Annotated in this window: 13 protein-coding genes; 5 read left to right on the top strand and 8 right to left on the bottom strand. The window is 70.0% G+C overall.

Annotated elements, in window-relative coordinates; translation table 11 throughout:
* Window positions 1–5: 5 nt before the first annotated feature.
* Window positions 6–3,443 carry a ricin-type beta-trefoil lectin domain protein gene (locus ABD352_RS05765; protein ID WP_344611156.1) on the top strand — a complete coding sequence of 1,146 codons (3,438 nt, stop codon included), beginning with the start codon at window positions 6–8 and terminating at the stop codon, window positions 3,441–3,443.
* 74 nt (window positions 3,444–3,517) lie between these two features.
* Here ABD352_RS05765 and ABD352_RS05760 read toward each other — a convergent pair whose 3' ends face one another.
* The 5 genes from ABD352_RS05760 to ABD352_RS05740 all read right to left on the bottom strand — a co-directional run bounded on the left by ABD352_RS05760 (window position 3,518) and on the right by ABD352_RS05740 (window position 17,509).
* Complete coding sequence (locus ABD352_RS05760) at window positions 3,518–3,868, bottom strand: hypothetical protein (protein WP_344611155.1); 351 nt, start codon at window positions 3,866–3,868, stop codon at window positions 3,518–3,520.
* Between the two features lie 14 nt (window positions 3,869–3,882).
* Complete coding sequence (locus tag ABD352_RS05755; RefSeq protein ID WP_344611154.1) at window positions 3,883–15,375, bottom strand: LamG-like jellyroll fold domain-containing protein; 11,493 nt, start codon at window positions 15,373–15,375, stop codon at window positions 3,883–3,885.
* A 194-nt stretch (window positions 15,376–15,569) separates the two neighbouring features.
* Entirely contained in the window at window positions 15,570–16,115 is a 546-nt protein-coding gene (locus tag ABD352_RS05750) for a type 1 periplasmic-binding domain-containing protein (protein ID WP_344611153.1), read from the bottom strand.
* A 132-nt stretch (window positions 16,116–16,247) separates the two neighbouring features.
* The gene (locus ABD352_RS05745; protein WP_344611152.1) at window positions 16,248–16,988 is read right to left on the bottom strand and encodes a hypothetical protein; all 741 of its coding nucleotides are present in this window, start codon (window positions 16,986–16,988) and stop codon (window positions 16,248–16,250) included.
* 26 nt (window positions 16,989–17,014) lie between these two features.
* A complete protein-coding gene (locus ABD352_RS05740) occupies window positions 17,015–17,509 on the bottom strand; it encodes a winged helix-turn-helix transcriptional regulator (protein ID WP_344611151.1) in 495 nt (164 codons plus the stop codon).
* Between the two features lie 75 nt (window positions 17,510–17,584).
* Between ABD352_RS05740 and ABD352_RS05735 the strand changes: the two genes are divergently transcribed.
* A complete protein-coding gene (locus ABD352_RS05735; RefSeq protein WP_344611150.1) occupies window positions 17,585–18,181 on the top strand; it encodes a dihydrofolate reductase family protein in 597 nt (198 codons plus the stop codon).
* Window positions 18,175–18,999 carry an MBL fold metallo-hydrolase gene (locus ABD352_RS05730; protein WP_344611149.1) on the top strand — a complete coding sequence of 275 codons (825 nt, stop codon included), beginning with the start codon at window positions 18,175–18,177 and terminating at the stop codon, window positions 18,997–18,999. The genes ABD352_RS05735 and ABD352_RS05730 overlap by 7 nt, the downstream gene beginning before the upstream one ends.
* Here ABD352_RS05730 and ABD352_RS05725 read toward each other — a convergent pair.
* Window positions 18,989–19,720: a dienelactone hydrolase family protein gene (locus ABD352_RS05725; RefSeq protein ID WP_344611148.1), complete on the bottom strand. Its 732-nt coding sequence runs from the start codon at window positions 19,718–19,720 to the stop codon at window positions 18,989–18,991. The genes ABD352_RS05730 and ABD352_RS05725 overlap by 11 nt on opposite strands.
* Before the next feature lie 102 nt (window positions 19,721–19,822).
* On the opposite strand from ABD352_RS05725, the gene ABD352_RS05720 reads away from it, so the two are divergent.
* Window positions 19,823–20,275 carry a hypothetical protein gene (locus ABD352_RS05720; protein ID WP_344611147.1) on the top strand — a complete coding sequence of 151 codons (453 nt, stop codon included), beginning with the start codon at window positions 19,823–19,825 and terminating at the stop codon, window positions 20,273–20,275.
* A 4-nt stretch (window positions 20,276–20,279) separates the two neighbouring features.
* Here ABD352_RS05720 and ABD352_RS05715 read toward each other — a convergent pair whose 3' ends face one another.
* Window positions 20,280–21,641 (bottom strand): M1 family metallopeptidase, encoded by a 1,362-nt coding sequence (locus tag ABD352_RS05715; RefSeq protein WP_344611146.1) that lies wholly within the window; start codon window positions 21,639–21,641, stop codon window positions 20,280–20,282.
* A gap of 235 nt (window positions 21,642–21,876) precedes the next feature.
* On the opposite strand from ABD352_RS05715, the gene ABD352_RS05710 reads away from it, so the two are divergent.
* Window positions 21,877–23,673 carry a galactose-binding domain-containing protein gene (locus ABD352_RS05710; RefSeq protein WP_344611145.1) on the top strand — a complete coding sequence of 599 codons (1,797 nt, stop codon included), beginning with the start codon at window positions 21,877–21,879 and terminating at the stop codon, window positions 23,671–23,673.
* A gap of 181 nt (window positions 23,674–23,854) precedes the next feature.
* Here ABD352_RS05710 and ABD352_RS05705 read toward each other — a convergent pair whose 3' ends face one another.
* On the bottom strand, window positions 23,855–24,430 hold the full coding sequence (locus tag ABD352_RS05705) for a hypothetical protein (RefSeq protein WP_344611144.1): 576 nt from the start codon (window positions 24,428–24,430) through the stop codon (window positions 23,855–23,857).
* Window positions 24,431–24,433 lie beyond the last annotated feature (3 nt).

Below are 24,433 nucleotides of genomic sequence, written 5' to 3'. Positions count from 1 at the left end.
GGAGCGTGTTCCGCCGTATGCTCCCCTTCGCGTCCGCGGCCGCGCTCGTCGCCGGCACCGTGGTCGCGCTCGCGGCTCCCGCCAGGGCCGCCACCGATGCCGTCATCGACGGCAGCGCCCGCTTCGAGGTCCTCACGCCGACGCTGATCCGCATGGAGTACGCGGGCGACGGGGCCTTCCAGGACGCGACCACGTTCAACGCGGTCAACCGCAACTTCCCGGTGCCCTCGTACACGACCGCCGTCACCGCCGACGGCTACCGCGAGATCCGCACGAGCGCCCTGACCCTGCGCTACAAGCAGGGCAGCGGCCCGTTCACCGCGGCCAACGTCTCCGTCGCCCTGTCGACCGGCGTCACCGCCGCGCCGGCCTTCCCGTCGTACTGCGCCTTCGGCACCGCCTGCGAGGCCGAGAACGCGCTGCTGACCGGCTTCGCCGCGCCCGCCTACGACCACACCGGCTACACCGGCTCGGCGTTCGTGGCCGGCTACGAGAAGACCGGCTCCGGCCTCGCCATCGACGTGAGCGGCGTCCCGTCGGCCGGCAGCTACAAGCTGCAGGTGCGCTACTCCAACGCCAAGGGCGCCACCGGAACACTGTCCACAAGGGTCAACTCGACCGCCGGGCCGGCGCTGAGCCTGCCGCAGACGGCGAACTGGAACACGTGGGCGACGACCTCGGTCACGGTGAGCGTCCCCGCCGGCACCAGCACCATCTCGCTGTTGCAGAACGCCTCCGACACCGGCCAGGTCAACATCGACAGCATCGCGCTGACCCCGACGTCGACGACCACCTATCCGGCCGCGTCGACCGCGCTGGTCAGCACCGGCTACGGCGCCGGGCCGGCCGACACGCTCGGCGGCTGGTCGCGCTCGCTGGACAACCCGGCCGTCCTGCCGGTGCCGGAGCACCCGGGCATCCTGACCCGGTCCGGGTGGTACCTCCTCGACGACAGCCGCACCGCGCTGCTCTCCGCCTCCCACGTGGTCACCGACCGCCCATCGCATGGCAGCCAGCCGTACCAGGACGGCTATTTCTTCGGCTACGGCCAGAACTACAAGCAGGGCCTGGGCGACCTGAACGCCCTGACCGGCAACACGGCGCTGCTGCCGCAGTCGGCCTACGGCGTCTGGTACTCCCGCTACTTCGCCTACAGCGCCGCCGACTACCAGAACACGCTGATCCCCACATTCCGCAGCACGTTCACCCCGATCGACTGGCTGGTCATCGACACCGACTGGAAGTCACCCAGTCAATGGAACGGCTGGAACTGGAACACAGGGCTCTTCCCTGATCCGACGTCGTTCATGAACTGGACCAAACAACAGGGCCTGAACGTCTCGCTGAACATCCACACCAGCATCGCCGGCAACGACCCGCGCTTCGCCACCGCCAACAGCCAGGCCGGCGGCCTCATCCCCGACGGCGGCAACTACGCCTTCGACTGGTCCAACCCGAACCACATGACCGCGTACATGAACCTGCACAAGCCGTTCGAGCAGCAGGGCGTGCGCACCTGGTGGCTGGACTACTGCACCGGCTGCGGCGCCTCGACGGCCTCGGACCCGCACGTCTCCCCCGACACGCTCATCAACCAGGCCTACGCCGACTCGGCCGCCGCAAGGGGCCTGCGCCCGTTCTCCTTCGGCCGCATCGGCGGCTCGGAGATGGGCAACGACGACTCCAACTTCGCCATCGGCCCGTGGCCGGAGCGCCGCGACACCATGCAGTTCACCGGCGACACCCCGGCGACGTGGGACATGCTCGCCTTCGAGGCCCGCTTCGCCGGCGACGAGGCCGCCGCCGGCCTGTCCAACGTGAGCCACGACATCGGCAGCTTCCACGGCGGCCACCTCGCCGACGACATGTACGTGCGCTGGGTCCAGCTCGGCACCTTCCAGCCGATCGACCGCCTGCACTCCGACCACGGCGACCGCCTGCCGTGGAACTACACCGGCGCCGCCGCCTCGGCCGCCGACGCGTTCCTGCGCCTGCGCGAGGCCCTGGTCCCGTACACGTACACGTTGGCCGCCCAGGCTCGTTCGACGGGCGTGCCGATCGTGCGGCCGCTGTACCTCAACTACCCCGCCAACAACGAGGCCTACACGAACCCGACCGAGTACCTGTACGGCGACAACGTCCTCGTCGCCCCGATCGTCTCCTCGAGCGGCTCCCGCTCCGTCTGGATCCCGCCGGGCACCTGGACCGACTACTTCACCGGCCAGGCGTACACGGGCCCGTCGACCGCCACGATCTCCGACCCGCTGTCGCAGATGCCGGTCCTCATCAAGGCCGGCGGCATCATGCCCACCCGCACCGACTACGTGGACTACGCCGCCCAGCGCCCCCTGACCCAGCTCACGGTCAACGTGACCGCCGGCGCCGACGGCTCCTTCTCGCTCTACTCGGACGCCGGCGAGGGTACGTCCACCGCCTCCACCAACGCCCCACTGACCTGGACTGATTCCTCGCGGACCCTCTCCATCGGCGCGCAGACGGGCTCCTTCACCGGGGCTCCGACCACGCGCGCCTACACCCTGCGGCTGTCCAACGCCTCGGCCCCGACCGCCGTCACCGTCGACGGGGTGCAGCTGCCGGAGACGGCGTGGTCGTACAACGGCAACAGCCACACGGTCACGGTGACCACTTCGTCGCTGTCCCTGTCCTCCGCCCACACGGTGTCCCTCACCGGCTCCGGTGCCGGGAACCCGGCAGGCGGCGAGGTCCTCGGCATCGGCGGCCTGTGCCTGGACGTCCGAGGCGGCGCTTCCGCTGACGGCACGGCGCTGCAGGTGTACGGCTGCAACCACTCGACGGCGCAGACCTTCGCCTACGGTTCCGACAACACGGTCCGCGTGCTGGGCAAGTGCCTGACCGCGGGCGCGGGCGTCACGATCAGCACCTGTTCCGGTGCCGCTACGCAGCAGTGGACGCACCAGTCGAACGGGGCGCTGGTCTCCGGTGGGCAGTGCCTGGACGTGCCCAACTCCAACACCACGCCCGGGGCCGTGCAGCTGCAGATGTACGCCTGCAACGGGACCGGCGCCCAAACCTGGAAGCTGCCGCCGGGCCAGCTCACCGGGCCGGGCGGGCTGTGCGCCGACGTGGCCAACGGGTCCCCGGCGTCCGGGACGGCCGTGCAGCTCTGGGGGTGCAACGGGACCGACGCGCAGCGGTGGTCCGCCCCGGGCGACCAGACCATCCGCACGCTGGGCAAGTGCCTGGACGTGGCCAACGCCGGGTCCGCCAACGGCACCCCGGTGCAGCTGTGGGACTGCGACGGAACGGGCGCCCAGACCTGGCAGACCCGCTCCGACGGGACCCTCTACAACCCACAGTCGGGCCGCTGCCTGGACGACCCGAACAACAACCAGCACAACGGCGACCTGCTACAGATCTGGGACTGCAACACCACCACGGCCCAGAAGTTCCGCCTGGGCTGAGTCCTGCTCGTGGCGCCGCGGGCCGGCTACCGGTCCGCGGCGTCTTCCCGCCGGCCGGGCCGGTCGGCCGGCGCTCAGCTGGACGGGCGCACGCCGAGGCAGCAGATAACCGCTTCCGTCTCGGGGTTGAGGTAGAGCTGGAACAGCACCGCATTGTGTTCCCGGTCGCCGACGCGGCCGACCATGACGGTGTCACCGGTATACCGCGTCAGAGCGTCGATGGCCTCGGCGAAGTTCAGCAGCGACGTGCCGCGCCGCTCGGCGCTGGCCTGCCGCCTGCGGAGGATCGACATGGCCGCCGGGACGGGGACCCGGCTGTCGTCCCACACCTGGAAGCCGGCACCGGCGGCCAGCGCCTCACGGACGGCGACGCGCATGTCATCGTCGCCGGCCATCAGTCGGATGAGTTTCTGCCGCTCCATCACGCGACCACTATGCGCTAATCTTCCTCACTCGCCGTCGACTCCCAGGTTTCGCCGCCGTCGCGGCTGAGGTGGGGAGCCTTGAATTCACCGTAGATCTGGTGTTCCCACTCTTCGTACATCTCGTTGTCGGTTCCGTGGATCAGGATATCCCGGCCGTAAGGGACGTCCTCGTGAGGCGTTCTCAGGATGACGCCGTCGCCGTGCCCCTGGGCGGCCGCTGACCGAGCCTCGTCAATGTCGTGAGTCCACGATGTCATCTCGCTCTGCGTGTCATTGGCGGCGTGTCGTGCCGGGTCGGAGTGCCCGCCCAGAGGAACCGCTCGGCCTTCGCCCGCCGCCTCGTAGTGGTCGTGATTGTCGGGGACACCGCGATAGAGATTTTCGTCGAAGTTCGGCGCGTTTTCGCACTCGGCGCCGTAGTTGTGGACCAGCACCGGGGTCACGGCGGTCACCACGTAGTACGTGTGGACGGCGGCGACCGTGAGGTCGTGCATGTCCTTCGCGCCGGTGAAGTTGTGGACGTCGGTGACCACAACGGTGGCGCCCTCGTCGGTCCTGAGCTCGTGTCCGGCTTGCAGCTCGCCGGCCTCGACGAAGGTGTTGGTGGTGCGGTCCCAGAACGGGTGGTGCGCAGTGGTGTGCAGCACCGAGGTCGTCGCACCGGCCGCGAGCGTCGCCGCCGCGGCGACCGACACGCCCACCTGGCGCAGCAGTGTCTTCGACGGGGGCGCCGCGGACCGGTCGTTCGCGACGCTCACCCGCACCGTGAGGTCGGTGAGCTCCGTGTCGTGGTTCAGGAACAGGTGCGTGACCGGCTCGGCCTGGGTCACGCCCGACGTCGGGTCGGTCGCGGCCACCTGGTCACCGACCCGAACGTCCTTGATCGCCTTGGCCGAGCCGTCGGCCATCACCACCAGGGTCCCTGGATCGAAACTGTGGCTTGCCGACGGCCTGGGAACAGTGCAGCCGCCTCCGCCCGACTCGCGCTCCTGGCCGCCCTTCTTGGCGGCTCGGCCGCCGGACACCGCGCCGGTCACGCCGCCGATCAGGGCGCTCATGCCGACCGAGCCCCAGTCGACGTGACCGGTTGTGCCCAACTGGCTGACGACGTCGCCGATGGCACCGCTCACCGCGCCACTCAGGGCGCCCGAGATGGCGCCGGCGGCGATCTTGCCGAAGGTGTTGACGGCCATTCCGGCCAGCTTGCCGGCGGCCCAGCTCGCGACCTTGCCGCCGACCACACCGCCCAGGGCGCCGCCCGCGGCGCCCATCAGGCCCTGCAGTGCGCCCGTGCCGGCCGAGCCCAGGGCGTCCTTCCAGCTGTGGATGTTGCCCTCGGCCGCGTCCTTGGCCAGGTTGATGATCGCCGCCGCGCCGACCATGCAGGCGACCGCGCCCGCGCCCGCGGTCGCCGCGGTGCAGGCCAGGCCGGCCGCGATGCCGCCGACGATGGCCAGGCCCTCGATGATCGCGGTCTTGTGTTCCTGGACGAACTTGACCGCGGCCTGGGTGGCGTCGGCGATCTTACGGACGATGGCGACCTTCTGTGCCGCGGCAGCGGCGGCCTTGCCCGCCTGTCTGGCCACGGCGAGGGTGGCGTTGTATCGCTGTCTCGCCGCCGAGGCCACATGGGACACGAACTTCTTGCCGGCGTTGACGAGCGGCGTCGCGAGCTTCACCACGGCGTTGAGGACCGTGTTGCCGACCGACTTCAGCGTGTTCCAGGCGTAGCTGGCGACCGACCTGAACTCGTTGTATGCCTCGTGGGCGAAGCTGGACACCGCGTTGTAGATCACCGGCGGGGTCACGGCCTTGACCACCGTTGTGGCCGCGTGCCAGATGGAGGAGAGGCCCCAGTGGCCGGTCGGGTCCTCGGTGGTCAGGGGGTTGTCGTTGCCGTAGGCGTAGCGGTTGGCGGCGGCCGAGTTCGGGGTCGGGTTGCTGCTCGTCGTGTCGCGGGTGTCGAACTGGCCGGTGTCGGTGTTGTACCAGCGGGCCATCATGTTGACCCGGCTGGTCGACTGGTCCGTCCACTCCGACTGGTAACCGAGGCTGCCCTGCATCCCGGTCGCGGCGAGAACCTTACCCAGCGGGTCGTACACCGTGGTGCCAGACAGTGCGGTGCCGGTCGCGGTGAACAGGCCGGTGACGTCGTCGTGCCGATCGGTGAACGCGTACTGCGCCGAGGCGCCCTTCACGCCGACCACCCGGTTCATCGTGTCGCGGGTGTACGTCGCCGTCGTGTCGGCCGCCAGGTCGTTGTTCATGCCGGTGTACGACAGGCCGGTCTTGACCTGCCGCCCGAGGCCGTCGTACGTGTACGACTGCGACGCGGTCGACGTCGAGTACTGCTGCGTCACCTGACCGAACGCGTCGGCCTTGGTCGGCAGCATGCCCGCCGACGCGCTCGTCGTCGAGGACAGCGTGCCGCGCTTGGTGTACGCGTACGTGATCCCGCCGGACTGGGTCAGCAGCTGGTTGCGCTGGTCGTAGGAGAACGTCTTCGACCCGTTGCCGGTGCGGTTGCCGGACTTGTCGTACGTGTACGCCGTGTTCGTCGTGCCGTTGTTCCACGAGATCAGCCGGTCGGCGAAGTCGTAGGTGTACGAGTTGCTGACCGTGCCACCGAAGCCCGTCGTCGTCTTCGACGTCTCGTTGTCGTTGTTGTCCCACCCGTACGTGACCTTCGCGATCGACGTACCACCCGACGTCTTCAACTCGTCCGTCGTGATCCGGTGCAGGCTGTCGTAGCCGAAGGACCGGACGTTGCTCGTGCCGCCGTAGGTGACCGTCGAGGGCTGGTTCAGGTTGTCGTACGTCCACTTCGCCTGCACCGACGTCGTGGTGTTCGCGATGGTGTCCAGGCGGCCGGCCGAGTCATAGGTGTAGGCGGTGTTCCCGGCGGCGTCGGCCCTGCTGCCCAACTGCCCGTCCGGCTTGTACCCGAACGTCGCCGAACCAGAGACGCCCGTGGTGGTCAGCAACAGCCCGCGGTCGTCGTACGTGAACGTGTTACTGCCGCCCGAACCCGTGGTCGAGGTGAGCCGGCCCGCCAGGTCGTAGTCGAACGTCCGGTCGGCGGTGGTCACCTCCGCGCCGGTACCGGCCTGCTTCGTCAGCTTGCCGACGAAGTTGTACGTATTGTTCGTCGTCACCCCACCGGGCATCGACTGCGAGACCGGACGGGCAAGCACGTCGTACGCGACCGTGAACGTCCGGTCGGCCGCGTTCGGGTAGGCCGTCGTCGACGGCTCGATCTGCGACTCGGGCAGGTTCCACACGTTGTACGTCGTGATGAACGCATTGCCGCGCCCATCCGTGAACCGCGTCCGGTTGCCCGCCACGTCGTACCCGAACGACGTCACGATGTTGTTGGCCGCGACCCCGTCGACCGGCTGCGTCTCCGAGGTGAGCTTCCCGGCCGCGTCGTAGGCGAACGTGGTGGTGTGGCTGCGCGCGTCGGTACGGGACATGATGTTCCCGGCCCGGTCGTAGGCCTGGGAGATGGTGGTCAGCGCCGTGCCGCCGGACGGGCCGAACCTCTGGGTCTGGACCGGGTGGCCGCCCGGGTCGTAGGTGTTGCTCGTGTACGAGTTGTCCGCCAGGGTCGTCTTGACGGGCCGTCCGGCCGCGTCGTACGTCGTCGTGGTGGTGTTGTTCGCGCCGTCCTTCGACGTCACCACCTCGCCGGCGGCGTTGTAGGTGAACTGCTGCGTCACCCCGGTGGGCGACGTCTGCTTCGACAGTTTGCCGTTCGTGCCGTACTCGAACAGGGTGTCGTAGTGGTTCGAGTCCTGCCGGACCACCTGCGACGTGGTCGACTTCCGGGAGAGGTAGTCGTAGGTGTGTGTGGTGACCGCGCCGGTCGGGTCGATCACCGACAGCTGGTCACCGTTGAGGTCGTAGGTGAACCTGGTGACACCGGTGTCCGCCGCGACCGTCTTCGACACCCGGCCGAGCTGGTCGTAGGCGTACGTCGTGTCATGGTTCAGCGCATCCGTGACCTTGATCAGCTGGCCGGTCTGGTCGTACGCCCGGGTCGTCACGGGCACGATCGGCGTCGTCGAGCCCGGCGGCGTGTACGACGGCGCCGTGCTCGTCGTCACGCGCCCGGCCGAGTCGTACGACGTCTGCGTGATGTTGCCGTTCGGGTCCTGGACGTGGGTCTTCAGGCCGAACGTGTCGTAGCCGATCTTCGACACCGGCCGCGTGGCGACGGGCGCGCCACCGCCGGTCTCGGCCTGGACCGCCGGGGCGGTCACCACCGAGAGCCGGCCGGCCTCGTCGTAGCCGTTGTCGGTCACGTTGCCCAGCGGGTCGATGGAGCGCACCTGGAGGCCGCCCTTGTCCAGTTTGGACACGGTGCGGTTCACGGTGGCGCCGGCGACCGGGGCGGTGCCGTTGTAGACGGTGGCGATCTCGGCGGCGCTCAGCGGCCGGGAATACGACTGGACGTCGCTGATCGAGCCGTTCCAGTAACCGCCGTAGCTGACCGAGATGCCCCGGCCGATCGTCAGCGGGCCCTTGGCCTTCCACGGCTGCCGGTAGCTCACCGGGGCGGTGGCGGTGCCGTTGACGTACAACGTCATCGTCTTGGCGTCGGCGTCGTACACGCCGAGCAGGTGCGTCCAGGTGTTCAGGGCCACGGCCGTGGTCGCGGTCGCCCGGACCGTCGTCGGGGTGCCGTCGTCGGTGGAGCGCATCGCGAAGCTCCACCGGCCGCCGCTGTCCGGGATGTACTGCAGCGAGAACGCGCCCTGCTGGGTGCCCTCCTGCGCGACGACGGTCTTGTAGTCCGTGCCGCCGGCCGCCTTCGCCCATGCCGAGACGGTGAAGCCGTTGGTCGTGTCGAGCACCGCCGTGTTCGTCGACATGTACGTGCTGACGCCGTTGAACACGCCCGAACCGGCGCTGGTCGAGGTGGCGGGGTGGTCCGTCGACCAGGCCACGTACTGGCCGGTGGCGGGGGCGTTGCCGACCGAGTCGGCGGCGGTGGCGCCGCTGGTCTCGTCGAGCTTCCACCGCGCGACCGGCACCGTGCCCAGCGTGTTGTAGACGGTCTGCGAGGTCGACCGGCCCATCTCGTCGTACGTGTTCTCCGAGCGCGAGAGCTGGGTGCTGGTGTTGCCGTCGGTGACGACGCTGGACAGCGGCTGGTCGTCGGGCGACAGGGTGAGCGTGGTCTTGCGGTTGATGCCGGCCGGGTCCAGCGTGGTGCCGACGACCCGCGAGGCCGCGTCCAGGGTGTAGGTCGTGGTTGACGTGCCGTTGTCGCTGACCTCCTTGACCACGTTGCCGGCCGCATCGTACGTCTTGTCGGCCTGGACGAACTGGGCGCCGCTGGTCGGGTCCTTGCGGATGACCTGCGCCTCGAGCCCGTTGTCGGTGTACTTGTGGATCGTCTGGAAGCCCAGCGTGTCGGTCTCGAGGACCAGCCGGCCGTTGGCGTCGTAGAACTTCGTCGCCACCGTCAGGGTCGTCGGCGCGCTGGGCGCGTTCGGGTCGCCGGTGTAGTCCTTGATCTTCGTCGCGGTGAGCCGGTGCTCGGCGTCGTACTCGTTCAAGGTGACCCCGCCGTCGGCGTCGGTCTCCTGCACGATGTCGCCGGTGACGGGGTCGTAGCCGTACGTCGTCGTCTTACCGCCCGACGTCTCCGTCTCGGTCTGGCCGTGGGCGTTGTACGTGCTGGACTGCGTGCGGCTGGCGTCGCCGCCCGTCGGGTCCGACACCACCTGGGACAGCACGTGGCCGTCCGGGTCGTAGCTCGTGGTGGTCAGCGTGGTGTGCACCGCGCCGGTGACCCGGTTGGTGACCGGCGTGCCGGCCTGCGTGAGGACGCGGTTCTGCCCGTCATAGGTGAACGTGCTACCGATGCCGGACGGGAACGTCTCGGAGACCTCGAGCTGGGTCAGGGTCCGGCCCAGGCTGTCGTACGTGTACTTGGTGATCTTCCCGGCCGGGTCGGTCACCTGCGCGATGTCGCCGTTGTGGTAGTACACGACCTGCTGCTTGGCCCCCGACGGCATCGTCACCGTCTTCTGCAGCCCGTTGGGCGCGTTGCCGGTGTCGAACGCCGGAGTGTTCGACGTGTACTCCGTCGCCGTCGTGCGGCCCAGCGCATCGGTCGACGTCAGCCGGTTGCCGTTGCTGTCGTACGTGAACGACGTCTTGTACGTGTTGTCGGCCGGCCCGCTGGAACGCCCGTCCCGCTGGGTGAGCAGCATGTCGTTGCGCCGGTCCGGCGCCGGGTTCTTGTTCGCCGCCCCGCCGTCCGGGAAGTACTCGAAGTACACCGTGCTGCACACGTTGTTCTTCTGCACCTGGCACGTCGCCGTGGACACCGTGTTGCCGCGCACGTCGTGCTCGTTGGTCGTCACGTTGCCCAGCGGGTCGGTGACGGTGCGCAGGAACCCGTCGTCGCTGTAGCCGTAACGGGTCTCGTTGCCCAGCGCGTCGACGTCGGCGACCTTCCGGCCGGTGTTGAGGTCGAACGTGTACGTCAGCGGGTTGCTCTTCGGGTCCAGGACCGTGACGACCTTCGCCGGCACCGCGCTGTTCTTGCTCTTCTGCCAGGCCGCGTACTGGTGCGCCACGGTGGCCGCGGAGATCTGGTTGCGGTAGTAGGCGACGTCGGAGATGAAGCCGTTGAAGTAACCCGGGTTCGTCGTGCCCGCGGACGGCCAGTTCTTCCAGGCGCCGGCGCCAACGGAGATGTGGTCGGTGTTGTCGCTCGTGGCGGTGTTCGTGGCGCTGCCGATCTCCGCGCCATCGAGGTACAGCTTCTGGCTGTTGGCCGACCCGGCGATCGCCGCGTAGTGCCAGCTGCCGTCGTTGACCGCGTTCGCCGACGTGAAGATGGTGCTGCTGCCGGTCGTCCAGAACGTGCCGCGCAGCTTGCCGTCGGTACCGACGTACAGGTGCGGCGTGTACCACTGGTTCGTGGACAGCGAGCTCTGCCACGCGCCCAGCAGGACGCCACCGGAACTGCTCTGCGTCTTGAACCACAGCGTGGCCGAGAACTGGTTGCTCGTCGGCACGTCACTGCCCGGGCCGGAGTCCGGCAGCAGCACGTACGACTGGGTGCCGTCGAACTGCGCCACCTGTGAGTCGGCGAACAGGCCACTGGGCAGGCCCAGGGTCACGCTGTTGTACGTGGCCGGGTTGCCGTTGACCTCGTTGACCGCCTGGCTCTGACCGCCGGACTCGGCGAAGCGGTAGTAGTCCGCCGGCGAGCCGGCCAGCACCGACGCCTCGTAGACCTTGCTCGAGCCCGCGGTGGTCGGCGCGGCCAGCGTCCACACGCCGCCGTTGGCGTCGGTGACCGTCTTGACCGTCGAGTCCTTCGGCTCGTACGTGATCGTCGCGGTCGCGTTGCCCGTCGGGCGGATGACGCCGGTCAGCGGGCGGGCGGTCATGGTGCCGGCCTTGTACAGGGAGGCGACGTTGGCCGTGGTCAGCGGCCTCTCGAACGTCGCCACCTCGGCGATCGAGCCCTTGAACGACTTGAGGTGCCCGGTCATGTCGGTGGTGCTGTACGACGGCTGGTCCGGCCAGAAGCCGCCCCAGTAGCCCGAGCCGATGGTCGCGTTGGTGCTGGTGCCGAACTGCAGCATGTTGATCGAGCCGGCCAGGGTGCCCTGCAGCACGTTGTCCACGTACAGCGTCTGCGTCCCGCCCGCGCCGGAGAGCACGACGTGGTGCCAGTTGCCGTCGGCCACCGGCAAGAGGCTCTTGATCGGCGTGTTGGCGGAGCCCTGCCAGAACTCGCCGTACAGGTAGCCGCTCGTGCCGACGTACAGCGCCGGGTTGTACCCGCCGGAGGTCGAGCCGCCGAAGATGGTGTCCTTGGAGAAGCCCAGCAGGACGCCGACGTCGCCGGTGGCGGCCTTGAACCACAGGCTGGCCGACTGGTAGCCGCCGCCGAAGGACAGGTCCTTGGTCGGCAGGGTGAGGTACGAGGCGCCGGAGCCGTCGAAGTAGGCCCCGTTCGCCCCCGAGGCGGGCAGCGGGCCGGCGCCGGTGCGGACCACGTTGGCGCCGTAGGTGCCGGCGTCGGTGCCCTGGTTCTCGATGACCTCGCTGCTCGCGGACGTCGCGCCGGGCGCGTCACCGAGGCGCCAGTAGGCTCTCGGGCCGAAGTTCATCACCGCGGACTGGTACAGCGACGCGGCGCCGTAGGTGTAGGTCTGGCACTGGGTCGACGAGGTCGGCGGGCACACCTTCTGCAGCTGACCGTTGGCGTCGTACGTGTACGACCAGGTCAGCGCGGTCGACGGGTCGCCGGCCGTGGCCGGGTCGGTAGTGACGGTGGCGACCCGGGCGGTGACCCCCGGCGGCGGGGTGACCACCGGCGTGTAGGTGATCTGCGTGTTGCTGGCCAGCACCGGCTGGTGGAACGAGTGCTTCGCGGCGACGGTGCCGGCCGCGTTCTCGATGCCGACCACCGCACTCGCGCCGCGGTCCTCGTTGTTGGCGGCGTCGATGTCGTTGTAGGAGAACGTGACGGTGCCGTTCTCGGCCAGCGCCGCCTTCACGGTCACCCGGGTCGAACGGCCGAACAGGTACGCGTTGTACCACTCGACGCTGAAGACCCGGTTCGGCGCCGCGCCGCTGACCTTGGTCGTCACCTTCGAGTAGGCGTCGATCAGGAAGTCGTCCCAGAACGGGTACAGCGCGGAGTTCGGCGCGGCGGTATTGGGGATGTCGGTGTTCACGCCGTCGGACAGCCCGGCCATCGCGTCGAACGCGATGGTGCCGTTGGTGGAGATCCGCGCGTCGGTGTAGTTCTGGCCGTACAGCGGGAACGAGAACGGCAGCGTCACCTGGGTCGTCACGTCGTCACCGGTCAGCGACAGCAGCGTCGCGGCGGGGTCGTCGGTCTGGTCGACGAAGGTCGCCGCGCCGCTGGTCTCGGTGTAGGTGGTCGTCCCGCCGCCGCCCGGCACGCCCCAGGTCAGGTGCAGCGCGCGGCCCGACGCCGACGTGACGGTGTCGATGAGGTTGCCGGTGTAGTGGTAGGTCTCGGTCCGGTCGGAGGAGTCCGTGATCGACGTGATGCCCCAGGTGTACGGCGTGGTCGTGCTGCCCGTCACCAGCGGCGACGTGAACAGGTACGTCGTGCCGTCCTTGTCGACGAGCTTGTACCCGGCGCCGGCGCCCAGCGACGTGAACGTCGCGTACCGGCCCTGCGGCGGCGCGAAGGACCCGTCCGAGTTGCGCCCGAACGCGATCTCCTGGCCCGTCGGGTACCGCACCGTGACCGTGTTCACCGCGGGCGTCGCGTCGCCGGACATGACCTCGGTGACGGACAGGTCGAACAGGCTGGACCAGCCGGTGCCGAACGCGGAGTTGGTCCGCGGGTCGAGGCTGTTGTAGTCGCGCTCCACGGTCAGCGCCGGGCCGACCGTGGTCACGTTGGCGTCGGTGGCGCTGGTGGTGTAGTTGCGCACGCTCGGCTCGTAGCCGAGTTCGCCGTTCTGCGACAGCGTCGAGGTGATGTCCGGTTGTGGTACCGGTGTGGAGAACGAGTACCAGTCCTGGACGCCCTGGTTGAACGAGCCGTCGAAGGCGTAGGCGATCCAGCTGTACGACTCGCCCCACTTCAACAGCCCGGCGGGCACCCGGATGGTCGGTGCGGCCTGCGAGGCCGACTTCCACACCAGCGCGTTGTTCTTGTCGTGGACCTCGAAGGTGTACGACAGCGAGGGGTTCGGCGCGTTGTCCGGGTCGTAGGCGACGACCTGCAGCTCGGGCGTGAGCGTCGGCGAGGCGTAGCCGTAGGGCGGCACCATGCTGGTGACGACCGGGGTCTCGATCTGGTAGGTGATCCACAGCGACGGCGTGTAGTTGCTGCCGAAGTTGGACGTCGTGAACTTCTTCCAGTGCTTGGCGTCGGTCTGCGACGTCGTGAGCGCCAGGCCGTTGTTCCCGCTGTTGTGCGCCCAGTTGTTGAACGTGGCGGGGCTCAGCGGGACCGTGAGCATCGTGCCGAGGGCCCGGTTGCCGCCGGTGTTGGTGCAGGCCGCGTTGGTCTGGGCCTGGGTCGGCGTGAGGCTGCCGATGGCGCCGCCGAAGCTCGGCCCCGGGTAGGACAGGCTGCCGGGCCACCAGTTGCTCGTGATCGGGTTGACCTCGAACGACTCCGGCGTGCACGTCCACGCCCACGAGTCCCACACCGACAACGACGCCGCCGTCACGTTCACGTTCGTGAAGGTGCTGTAGAAGCTGTCGAAGCGCAGGAACGAGTACGCCTTGACGGCGGGGCTGGCGCCGTTGTTGCCGATCGACATCTCGGTGTCGCCGTTTTGGTCGGACGTGCGGTCGTTGCGCACCGTGGTGTCGACGTTGGCGTTGTTGCCCAGGCTCACCGTCGGGTCCACCACGACCGGGTAGACGCGGGCGGGGTCATCCAGCCAGGCCTGGTCGACGGTGACCTGCAGCGCCGGGTGCCCGCCGGCGGTGACGACGCTGTAGCGGGCCTCGGTGGCCTGCTCGAAGCCGCCGGACTGCTGGTCGAACTTCGAGTCGTGCACGATCCCGGCCGGGATCGTCGCCGCCACCTTGCCGTCGGCGCCGACCAGCTCGACCGAGTCGGCGTCACCGGCGCGGACGGTGAGCTTGTCGAGGCTGAGCGGGAACGTCCACGTGTTGCCGGCCGACGCCGAGGCGACGATCAGATTCTCCTTGACGCCGGAGCCGGTGGCCCGCAGCTCCAGGTCGACCCCGGGCTGCACGGCGGTGTAGGTGACCGTGTCGCCCTTGACCGTCCCGGGAACCTTGGCCGCGCCCTGCAGCGCGTAGGCGAACGCGCCGCCGCCGATCCCGCGCAGCGTCACCAGCTGCGGGTCGTCGGCGGTGCGGCCGATGCTCACGTCGGCGGCGGAGACCTTCGGCTGCAGCCGGTCGCCCGCGGCCATCAGCGTGCCGTCCATGTGCTTCCACGTGCCGTCGGCCTGGCGGACGTTGACCGGATCGGTGTACATCCGCTTCGTGATCGACCCGTCGGTGTTCTGGAAGACCTCGGTGTCGGCGCTGCCCTTGGCCGGCAGCAGCTTGCTCGTGGCGGCGTTGAAGCTGTTGGGCCCGGAGATCGCCGGCGAGGTGCCCTGCACCGCGTGGTGGACCGGGGTCTCGTACGGCGGGGTCGCGCCGATGCCCTTGCCGGCTGGGCGGCCCGCGCCGCGGTCGGCCCGGCCGAGCTCGTTGAGCTGCTCCGCGGTGAGCTTGGCCGGCCGCCCGCCGCCCTTCTGCTGCGGCAGCCCGACGAACGCCTCACGGCCCCAGTTCGCCGGCTTGCCGGGCTCGAGCCACGACGGCAGGTGCAGCGGGAAGCCGGCCTGCGGCCCGTCGTGGGCGACACCTTCGGGAATCGCGGCGAGCAGCGCCATCACCAAGAGGGCTAGGACGGCAACCGAACGCGTCGCCCGGCGGCCGCGGCGGCGCGCGGAAACCTGCCGGTTGACCGTGCCCGCGTCGCGGTCGCGCTTGAACCAACGCGAAGCATTCATCGCCATGCCTTCCCCCGTGATGGCTTGTAGCGGAGGGAAGTCTTTCGATGACACCTGTCGGAGAACAATGACCGATCGGAGGATGGCGCCCAGCAGGCCGAGCGCTAACCCTTCCATCGACATTGGTCACGACCAGCGAAAACGAGGCGGCGCCAGAAATCGACAGCCGCCTCTGTGACAAATATAACAACCGTTTAACGAGGGCTCGCGGCCACGGACTTCGTGATGATTTGGACAATCTCGTCATGCGGGGTCGAGGCGTCGACCGCCTGCACGTTGGGGCCACTCGCCCCGGCGCCGACCGTGACGAACTGCTTCGCCGGGAACGCGCCCGCGCCCTTGGCGACGGCCCCGACCGGCACCTCCCCCGCCGCGAGGATGAGGGCGCACTTGCCCTGGGCGAGGCTGTTGAGGAACGGCACCGCGTTGTCCACGGTCTGATCGCCCGTGACCTCGAGGTACTGCACCTTGGCGCGCGTCTGCAGCGAGGCGTCCTGCATCGCCGCCCACGCCGGCGCCGCCGCCGGGTCGCGCACCCCATCCTTGGCGGTGAGCAGGCACGCGGTGAACTCCAGATACTGCCGCTCCCGCGGCGGCTCCGGCTTCGCGTCGGGCCACAGCACCAACGCCAGCACGATCCCCACCACCAGCACGACCGCCACCCCGGCCAGCCACCGCTGCACGACCGTGAACCGCCGCCACCACACGACCGGCTCCGCCTTGACCTTCCGACGCGCCACGACCCCTCCCCCGTTCGCCGGATACGGACGTCCGCCCGCGGCGCACAAGGTACAGCCCTACCCTGGATCGATGCACGCAGCGGACCGGATCGCCGCCCGGAATGCAACGCCTCCAGCCATGGCTGCTGACGGTCAGGCGCGGTCGATCAGCTGCGCCAGGGCGGGCGCGTGCTTGCGCCGGGCGACCCGCTCGTAGGCGTGCCTGGCCCGTAGCCGCAGTTCCAGGTTCTGCCCGAGCCGGGTCCGCAGCACCTCGTGCGCGGCGGCCCGCACCTCGGGCACCCAGTCGACCGCCCGCTCGACCAGAAACGGCAGGTGTGCGGGGCGCACCCGGCGGCCCATGACGAGCACGGCGGCCTCGCGGGCCCGGCCGTCCGCATGGAGGCTCGCCAGCGCCGGGGCGAGCCCTCCGGCGCCCCGCCGACCGAGACGCTCGGCGAAGACCTCGACGCTGATCTCGCGCCGCCGGCAGTGCACGATCAGGCCTTCCAGCAGCCGCTCGTCCGCGACGATGACGTCCAGGGCGACCCGGCTGCGGCGGCGGCCCCTGGGCGTGCGGCCGTCCAGGTCGGCCAGCACCCGCAGCAGCCAACCGTAGCCGTCGACGTCGCCGGGCCGGAGCCGCAGCAGGAACGGCTCGAGGCGGGCGCGGGTCTTGTCATCCAGCCGCTTGCGCCGCACCGCCTCGGCCAGCACCAGGCTGAAGCCGAAGAAGACGAGTCCGAAGGTCGGCCAGAATCCGGGCTCGGCCACGGTGAGCAGGGCCGAGGCGGCGGTCATCAGGCCGGCGCAGAACAGGTGGACGTGGTTGGCGAACGCGTCCTTGAAGTACGGCGCCAGCTCCGGCCGGTACTGGTGGGGCAGGCCGCGCACGCGACGGATCGTACGCGGCAAGGCCGCTATGCGCGGCCCTGTGGCGAAGTCTGCTCGTAGGCGGCGCTGAGTCGCTCGAACGCGCCCGGGCCGTCGTGCGGCTTCGGCGGGGCGTCGAGGTGGCGGACGCGGAGCTCGTCCATGAGCTCCTCGATGAACGCCGGACCCTCGTCGCGCATCAGCTGTTGCCGGCTGCGGAGTTCGGCGCTGCCGGAGCTCCAGTCGAGGCCCCAGTTGCCGAGAGCGTAGATGATCGGCAGGGTCTGGATGCCGGCTTCGGTGAGGCTGAAGCGCGCGCGTTGCCCGCGGGCTGCGGTGCCGCGGGTCAGGATCCCCGCGTCGATGAGCCGTTTGAGGCGGTCGGCGAGGATGTTCGAGGCGATGCCTTCGAGCGACCCGGTGAGCAGGGCGCGGAAGTATCGGCGGTCGCCGAAGATGACGTCGCGCAGTACGAGCAGCGACCAGCGATCTCCGAGCACCTCGACGGCGGCGTTGATCGGACACCCGGATCGTGGTTCCACGAGTCCTCCTTGACAGGTATTTCGCCCCCAATATAGTGGTTGCAGATTGCAATCACTACGGGGAAGAAGGGGATGATGGGTCGCTTCGTCTACTGGATGAACGTGTCCGTCGACCTGCGGATCGAGCAGGTTCCCGGGGACAACGGCGCGGGCGAGTGGCTGCGCATCAGCGAGGAACTGCACCGCGAGTTCAACGCGCGGGCGCGGGCGCTCGCGTTGATGGTCCAGGGCCGGGTCGTCTACGAGACGATGGAGGAATACTGGCCGCGAGCGCGCGGAGACGCGTCGCTGCCGGACGTCCTGCGGGAATACGGCGAGATCTGGACCGCAGCGCCCAAGGTGCTCGTCTCCCGCACCCGCCGCAGCGCCGACCACAACACCCGGATCATCGGCGGAGACGACGCGATCGAGCAGCTCGCCGCCCTGCGGGCCCAGACCGACGGCACCATCGGTGTGGGTGGCGCGGCGCTGGCCACCCAGCTGCTCCGCGCCGGACTGCTCGACGAGCTGCTGCTGTTCACCCATCCCGCGATCCTCGGCTTCGGCAGGCCGCTGTTCGACGAGTACGACGTGCCGATCGAGCTCGACCTGCTGGAGCAGCGCTCGTTCGAGCAGGGCGTCACGATGCACCACTACGCGATCCGCAATGAACTGGAGGCCGTCCCATGCTGACGCAGGTCGCCGAGGGCGTGCTGGTCCATGAGAGCGAGTTCTGCCAGAGCAACGCCGTGGTCGTGCGAGGCCGGGCCGGCGTGTTGCTCATCGACGCCGGGGTCCACGGCGACGAGATGGCCTGCCTCGCGAACGACCTGGCCGAGTCGGGTCAGACCGTGGTGGCGGGCTTCTCGACGCACCCGCATTGGGATCACCTGCTGTGGCACGCCGGGCTCGGCGCGGCGCCCCGTTATGCCACGGCCCGGTGCGCGGCCACCGTCCGAGATCGGCTCTCGGGCGGGGTGGCCGCGGTCGCGAAGGCCGCCGGCATCCCCGAAGAGGTACCGCTGGACCTGCTCGGTCTCGTCACCGGCCTGCCCGCCGAGACGGCGCGGATTCCCTGGGACGGCCCGCAGGTCCGCATCATCGAGCATCACGCACACGCCCCCGGCCATGCCTCGCTGCTGATCGAGGAACGCGGGGTGCTCGTCGCCGGTGACATGCTTTCCGATGTCCTGATACCGATGCTCGATCTGAACGCCGCTGAGCCGATCGGGGACTATCTCGCCGCGCTGGGCCTGATCGAGGGCGTGGCGGGCGACGTGGATGTCCTCATCCCCGGCCACGGGTCCGTCGGCGGAGCCGATCAGGTGCGCGCGCGGATCGACCAGGACCGGGCGTACGTGCACGCCCTGCGCGACGCCCATGCTCCCGGCGATCCACGGATCGGCCCATCGGCCAAGGACGGCTGGGACTGGGTGACCGGCGTGCACGAACACCAACTCCAGCGCCTCACCCAAGGCAGCCAGCGCGACGGAACGAGGGCTACCTCCTGAGGAAAGCGAGGGCCTCGGTCAGGGCCAGGTCGGTGAGGACCGGGTCGTGGCGCGGGCCGATGTCGCGCATGAAGGCGTGTTCGCCGCCGCTGTACACGTGCAGTTCGAGGTCGTCGTGGCCGGCGGCGTACAGGGCGGCGAGGATCTGTACCCTCGCGTCGGCCGGGACGTGCGGGTCCTGGGCGCCGAAGACGATCATCAGGCGGCCGCGGATGGTGGACGCGGCGGCGAGTGATCCGGCGTCGGGGTCGGCGCCGAGGGCGCCGTTGTGCAGGCCGGTCGGGTAGAAGCACACGGTGGCCTCGACGCGCGGGTCCAGGGCGGCGCGGAAGGCGAGGTGCCCGCCGATGCAGAAGCCGGCCGCGAACAGGCTGGTGACGTCGGGCCGGGTCTGCATGTGGTCGAGGACCGCGATCCGGTCGGCGTCGAACTGCTCGGTCGTGGTGGCCGCCGCCCCCGCGAGCCCCGCCTGCTTGCCCTCGTCGTCGAACTCGAGCGCCACCCCGGCGAGGGGACCGCGCGGGTAGATCTCGGGCACGCAGACGACGAAGCCGGCGGCGGCGATCCGCCGGGCGCTGCGCAGGGTCGACTCGGTCAGCTGGAAGATGTCGGTGTACAGCAGCACCCCGGGCCGCGGCTCGTCGCCGAGCGGCCGGATCACCGCCGTGCGGATCGGGCAGTCGCGGCCCGCCACCATGACCTCGTCCTCGCGCAGCTTCATGCCGCGAACCTTACTGACCCGGCCCGCCGTACCAACGCGGATCCCGGCCTCGGCCGGGACATCACCTGGCCGGGTACCCTGGCCCGGAGTAAGGAGCCGCGCATGTACATCCCGCGACCCAAGGAGCACCGCGGACGGCGGAACTCGCGCATCGTCATGCTGGTCGCGGCGATCATCTGGACGGGCGTCGCGCTGCTGGTGGGCTGGGAGGCGCTCGACGAGGCTCGCGGAGGGACGGTCGACGCCGAGGTGGTCGCGGTCAAGTTCGACTCGCCGGGGCGGCGGGTCTACGACGTCCGATTCGAAGCGCTCGGGCGGTCCTGCGAGTCGCGGATCGATTCCGGGTCGGAGCCGCGGCCGCGGGACGTACATGTCGGCGGGCGGTCGCGGCTGACGTACTCGGCGTCGGACCCCTGCGGAAAGGTCCGCGAGACGGGCATCGGGCCGATTCTGGTCTTCTTTGCGCCGCTCGCGGCCGTCATGTGGGCCGGGGTCTGGTTCTACCGGCCGAGAGAGGTCGCGGCGCGGGGCCGGGGCCCCGCGCCGGTCACGTGAAGCCTCAGCCGTCGATGCGGTGGGTGGTCCAGAAGGTCGACAGGCTGGTCGAGCCGGCGGCCGACTGGGCCGCGGCCTTGAACTCGGGGACGGTGGAGACGCCGTACCAGTGCGACTGGGCGTAGTCGTACATCAGGTTGGTCATCGCCGTCGTGCCGAGGGTGCGGCGCAGGTCGTGCAGGGCGCACTTGCCGTAGCCGTAGACCACGGTGGAGTACCGGCTGGAGTGGGCGTCCCAGTAGGCCATCGAGCTGGTGAGGCGCTCGCTCGAGGACTGCCAGGTGACCGAGTTCCAGCAGTTGGTGCCGGTCTTGCCGAAGTACAGGTCGGTGGCGTAGTCGGTGAACGCCTCGTCCAGCCACGGGGTGGTGTACTCGTCGTCGCCGACGATGCCGTAGAACCACTGGTGCGCGAGCTCGTGCGCGAGGGCGTTGCTGGAGACCACGTCGAGGACGAAGCCGGGGTACTCCATGCCGCCGAACCAGAAGTTGTTGTCCAGCACCACGTCGGCCTCGCCGTAGGGGTACGCGCCGAACCGTGAGGAGTGCGCGTCCAGGGCGCCCTCGGCCGTGCTGAGCATCGACGCGGCGCTGCTGGAGCTGATGGCGCTGGCGCGGTACACGTTGACGCGGTAACCGGCCGGGGAGACGCCCGTGGTCTTCGTGAACGGGCCGGCGGCCCAGGCGAAGTCGCGGACCTTGGCCGCGACCGCGTGGGTGACCGTGCGGCCGCTGGCGCCCGGTGTGTCGGTGGAGGTGCCGGTGGCCGGGACGAGCAGCGACGTCGGGTGGTCGAGCGTGACGTCGAAGTCGCTGATGAGGCTGTAGAACGACTCGCCGTTGTTCGTGTACGGGTCGAGGTGCCAGCCGGAGGAGTCGCGCACGGCCAGCACCGGCAGGGCGTTGCCGATGAAGTTGTACGCCCCGTCGCGGCCGAACCGGTCGGCGCCGCTGGGGACCACGATGCTCAGGTCGAACCCGATCGACGTGGAGGCGTTCTGAGCCAGTGGCGCAGGCAGCGTGATCTTCAGGGCGGTGCAGCCGACGGTGAGGCTGCCCGCCGTACCGCCGGAGAAGTTGCTCGCCGTGATCGGCGTGCTCGACGGGCACGTGCCGTGGTAGTTGTCCCACAGGCGCAGATAGACCTCGCTGAGCGCGGCCGGGGACGTGTTGGTGAAGGCGACCGTTTCGTGGCCGGTCCACGAGCTGCCGGCGGTGTCGCTGGTGAGGGTGACGGTGTACTGGGCGAGGCCCGGGGTGCGGGTCGTGTCGACGGCGGCGTGCGCGGCGGGGGCGAACGCCCCGGCGGCGACGGCGGTGGAGGCGGCGACCGCGGCGGTGAATGCGGCCAGGGTGCGGATTCCCATCCTGCTTTCCCTTCGTGGGGGTGCGGCCAGCATCCGAGCGACAGTGAAGCTCGTCAATGGGAGGAAACCCCCGCCCGGACCCTCGCCCTCCGCGCAAGAAATCGCTCTCCCCACTTGACGTGCAGAGGGCGGGTGTTGGTAGCGTGCGGTGAGAGAGCGCTCTCTAAGACACCCTCAGTGCGCCCGCCACGGCACCCGCCAGCGCCGCCCGGGCGCGTCCGCCCAGAGGAGAGCCATGCACATCCCCGAATCGCAGCACCGGCGCCCGCCGCGCCGGATCAAGGGCTGGGCCGCGGCCGTCACCGCGACCGCGACGCTCGGCCTGGTCGCCATCACCGCCGTGGCCTACGCGGGCACGAGCGGCACCGCGCAGGTCGCCGCGCAGGCGGCCGCCGCCTCCTCCCCGGTCCCGCCGGCCGGGTTCACGCTCACGTGGAGCGACGAGTTCAACGGCGCCGCCGGCACCGGGGTGAACACCGGGACCTGGAAGTACGACACCGGGCCCGGCAGCAGCTTCGGCACCGGCGAGATCGAGACCATGACCAACAGCACCGCCAACGTCTTCCAGGACGGCAGCGGGCACCTGGTCCTGCGCGCCCTGCACTCCGGAACCGACCCGCGGGCCGGCTGGACGTCCGGGCGCATCGAGACCCAGGCCGCCACGTTCGGCGCCGACGCCGGCGACGTGGTCCGCATGGAGTCCTCGATCCAGCAACCGAACGTCACGACCGCCAACGGCGCCGGGTACTGGCCGGCGTTCTGGATGCTCGGCTCGACGCTTCGCACCGGCACCACGTGGCCGACCAGCGGCGAGGTCGACATCCTGGAGGACATCAACGGGCGCAGCTCGGTCTTCGGGACGCTGCACTGCGGGACCAACCCCGGCGGCCCGTGCAACGAGTCGACCGGCCTCGGCAGCGGCGAGCGCGCCTGCGCCGGCTGCCAGACCGGGTACCACACGTACGCCGTGGAGATCGACCGGTCCAAGTCGCCGGAGGAGATCCGCTGGTACCTCGACGGCGCCAACTACTTCACGCTGCCGGCCACCCGCGTGGACGCGACGACGTGGAACAACGCCGTGCACCACCCGTTCTTCATCATCTACGACCTCGCCATGGGCGGCGGCTTCCCCGACGCGTTCGGCGGCGGCCCCAACGCCAGCACGATCTCCGGCGGGCAGATGAACATCGACTGGGTGGCGGTCTACAACAAGAAGGGCGGCACGACCACGCCGCCGCCGGGCACCAACATCGCCCAGGGCAAGCCGACCACCGCATCCTCGGCCGAGAACGCCGGCACCGCCGCGAGCAACGCGACCGACGGCAACACCGGCACCCGCTGGTCGAGCGCCTTCAGTGACCCGCAGTGGCTGCAGGTCGACCTGGGCCAGTCGTACAACCTCACCAGCGTCAACCTGAACTGGGAGGCGGCCTACGCCAAGGCCTTCCAGATCCAGACGTCCAACGACGGCACCAACTGGACGAACATCTACAGCACCACCACGGGCACGGGCGGCAACCAGACGCTCAACGTGACCGGCTCGGGCCGCTACGTGCGCATGTACGGCACCCAGCGCGCCACCGCCTACGGCTACTCGCTGTACGAGTTCGGTCTGACCGGCACCCCGGGCGGCGGCACCGGCGGCGGCACCCTGCTCTCGCAGGGCCACCCGACCACCGCGTCCTCGGCCGAGAACGCCGGCACCGCCGCGGGCAACGCGACCGACGGCAACACCGGCACCCGCTGGTCCAGCGGCTTCAGCGACCCGCAGTGGCTGCAGGTCGACCTCGGCGCCACGCACAGCATCAGCAAGGTGAACCTGAACTGGGAGGCGGCCTACGCCAAGGCCTTCCAGATCCAGACGTCCAACGACGGCACCAACTGGACGAACATCTACTCCACCACCACCGGCGCGGGCGGCAACCAGACGCTCGACGTGACCGGCTCCGGCCGCTACGTGCGCATGTACGGCACCCAGCGCGCCACCGCCTACGGCTACTCACTGTGGGAGTTCCAGGTCTACGGCAGCTGATGCCCGGACCGGAACGCATGGAGCAGGGTCCGCTCGGGGCCGCCGCCCTCCTGGCGGGAACCCGGGCGGACCCTGCTTCCGGCCGTCTCCGGCGTCCACCGCGACGCACGTGCAGGGGCAGAGGAACGGGCGCCGTCCCCGGGCGTTGCTCAAGCGGCCGGGGACGGCGGCCCTCCGGTGTCTACTGGCCGGTCAGGGTTATCGCGTCGACGGACAGCCACTGTCCGCCACTGCCGGCCGAGTAGACGCCGATCGTGAGCTGGCCGTTGGTGACCACGATGCCGGGGATGACGACCTTGCGCCAGTTCGGCCAGCCGGTCGCCGGGATCGGGGCGGTCAGCTCGGGGGCCCCGTAGTTCTTGGCGCTGAGGTAGGCCGCGCTCTGCCCGCCGCCGCCCACGGCGAAGGCGGTGAGGGTGTAGGTGCCGTTGGCCAGGCCGGTGACGGTCTGGTCGGTGTACACCTCATAGGCACTGGCCTTGTACTGCGTGAGCCGGAAGCCGCCCGTGAACCCGCCGCTCTCGGTGAAGTCCGCGTCCGCCGACGTGCCCGCGGCGCCCGGCCAGGTGCCCCAGCCCAGAGGCGTCTGCGTGGCGCCGGAGGCGTCGAAGTCCGGGTTGGTCAGGGCGACCTGGTTCTCGGCGGCGTAGACCGGCGCGGGCGCCGGGCCGAGGTCGACGGAGTCGAGCTCGACGTACCCGAAGGTGGAGCGCTGCAGCCGGATGGTGTTCGCGCCGGCGTTCAGCGACACCGGCACCCG

This window comes from Dactylosporangium salmoneum (genome assembly GCF_039532525.1).
In the GTDB taxonomy this organism is placed as follows: Bacteria; Actinomycetota; Actinomycetes; order Mycobacteriales; family Micromonosporaceae; genus Dactylosporangium; species Dactylosporangium salmoneum.
Note: the sequence above shows the minus strand (reverse complement) of the source record. Positions and strands in the feature narration are given on the sequence as shown.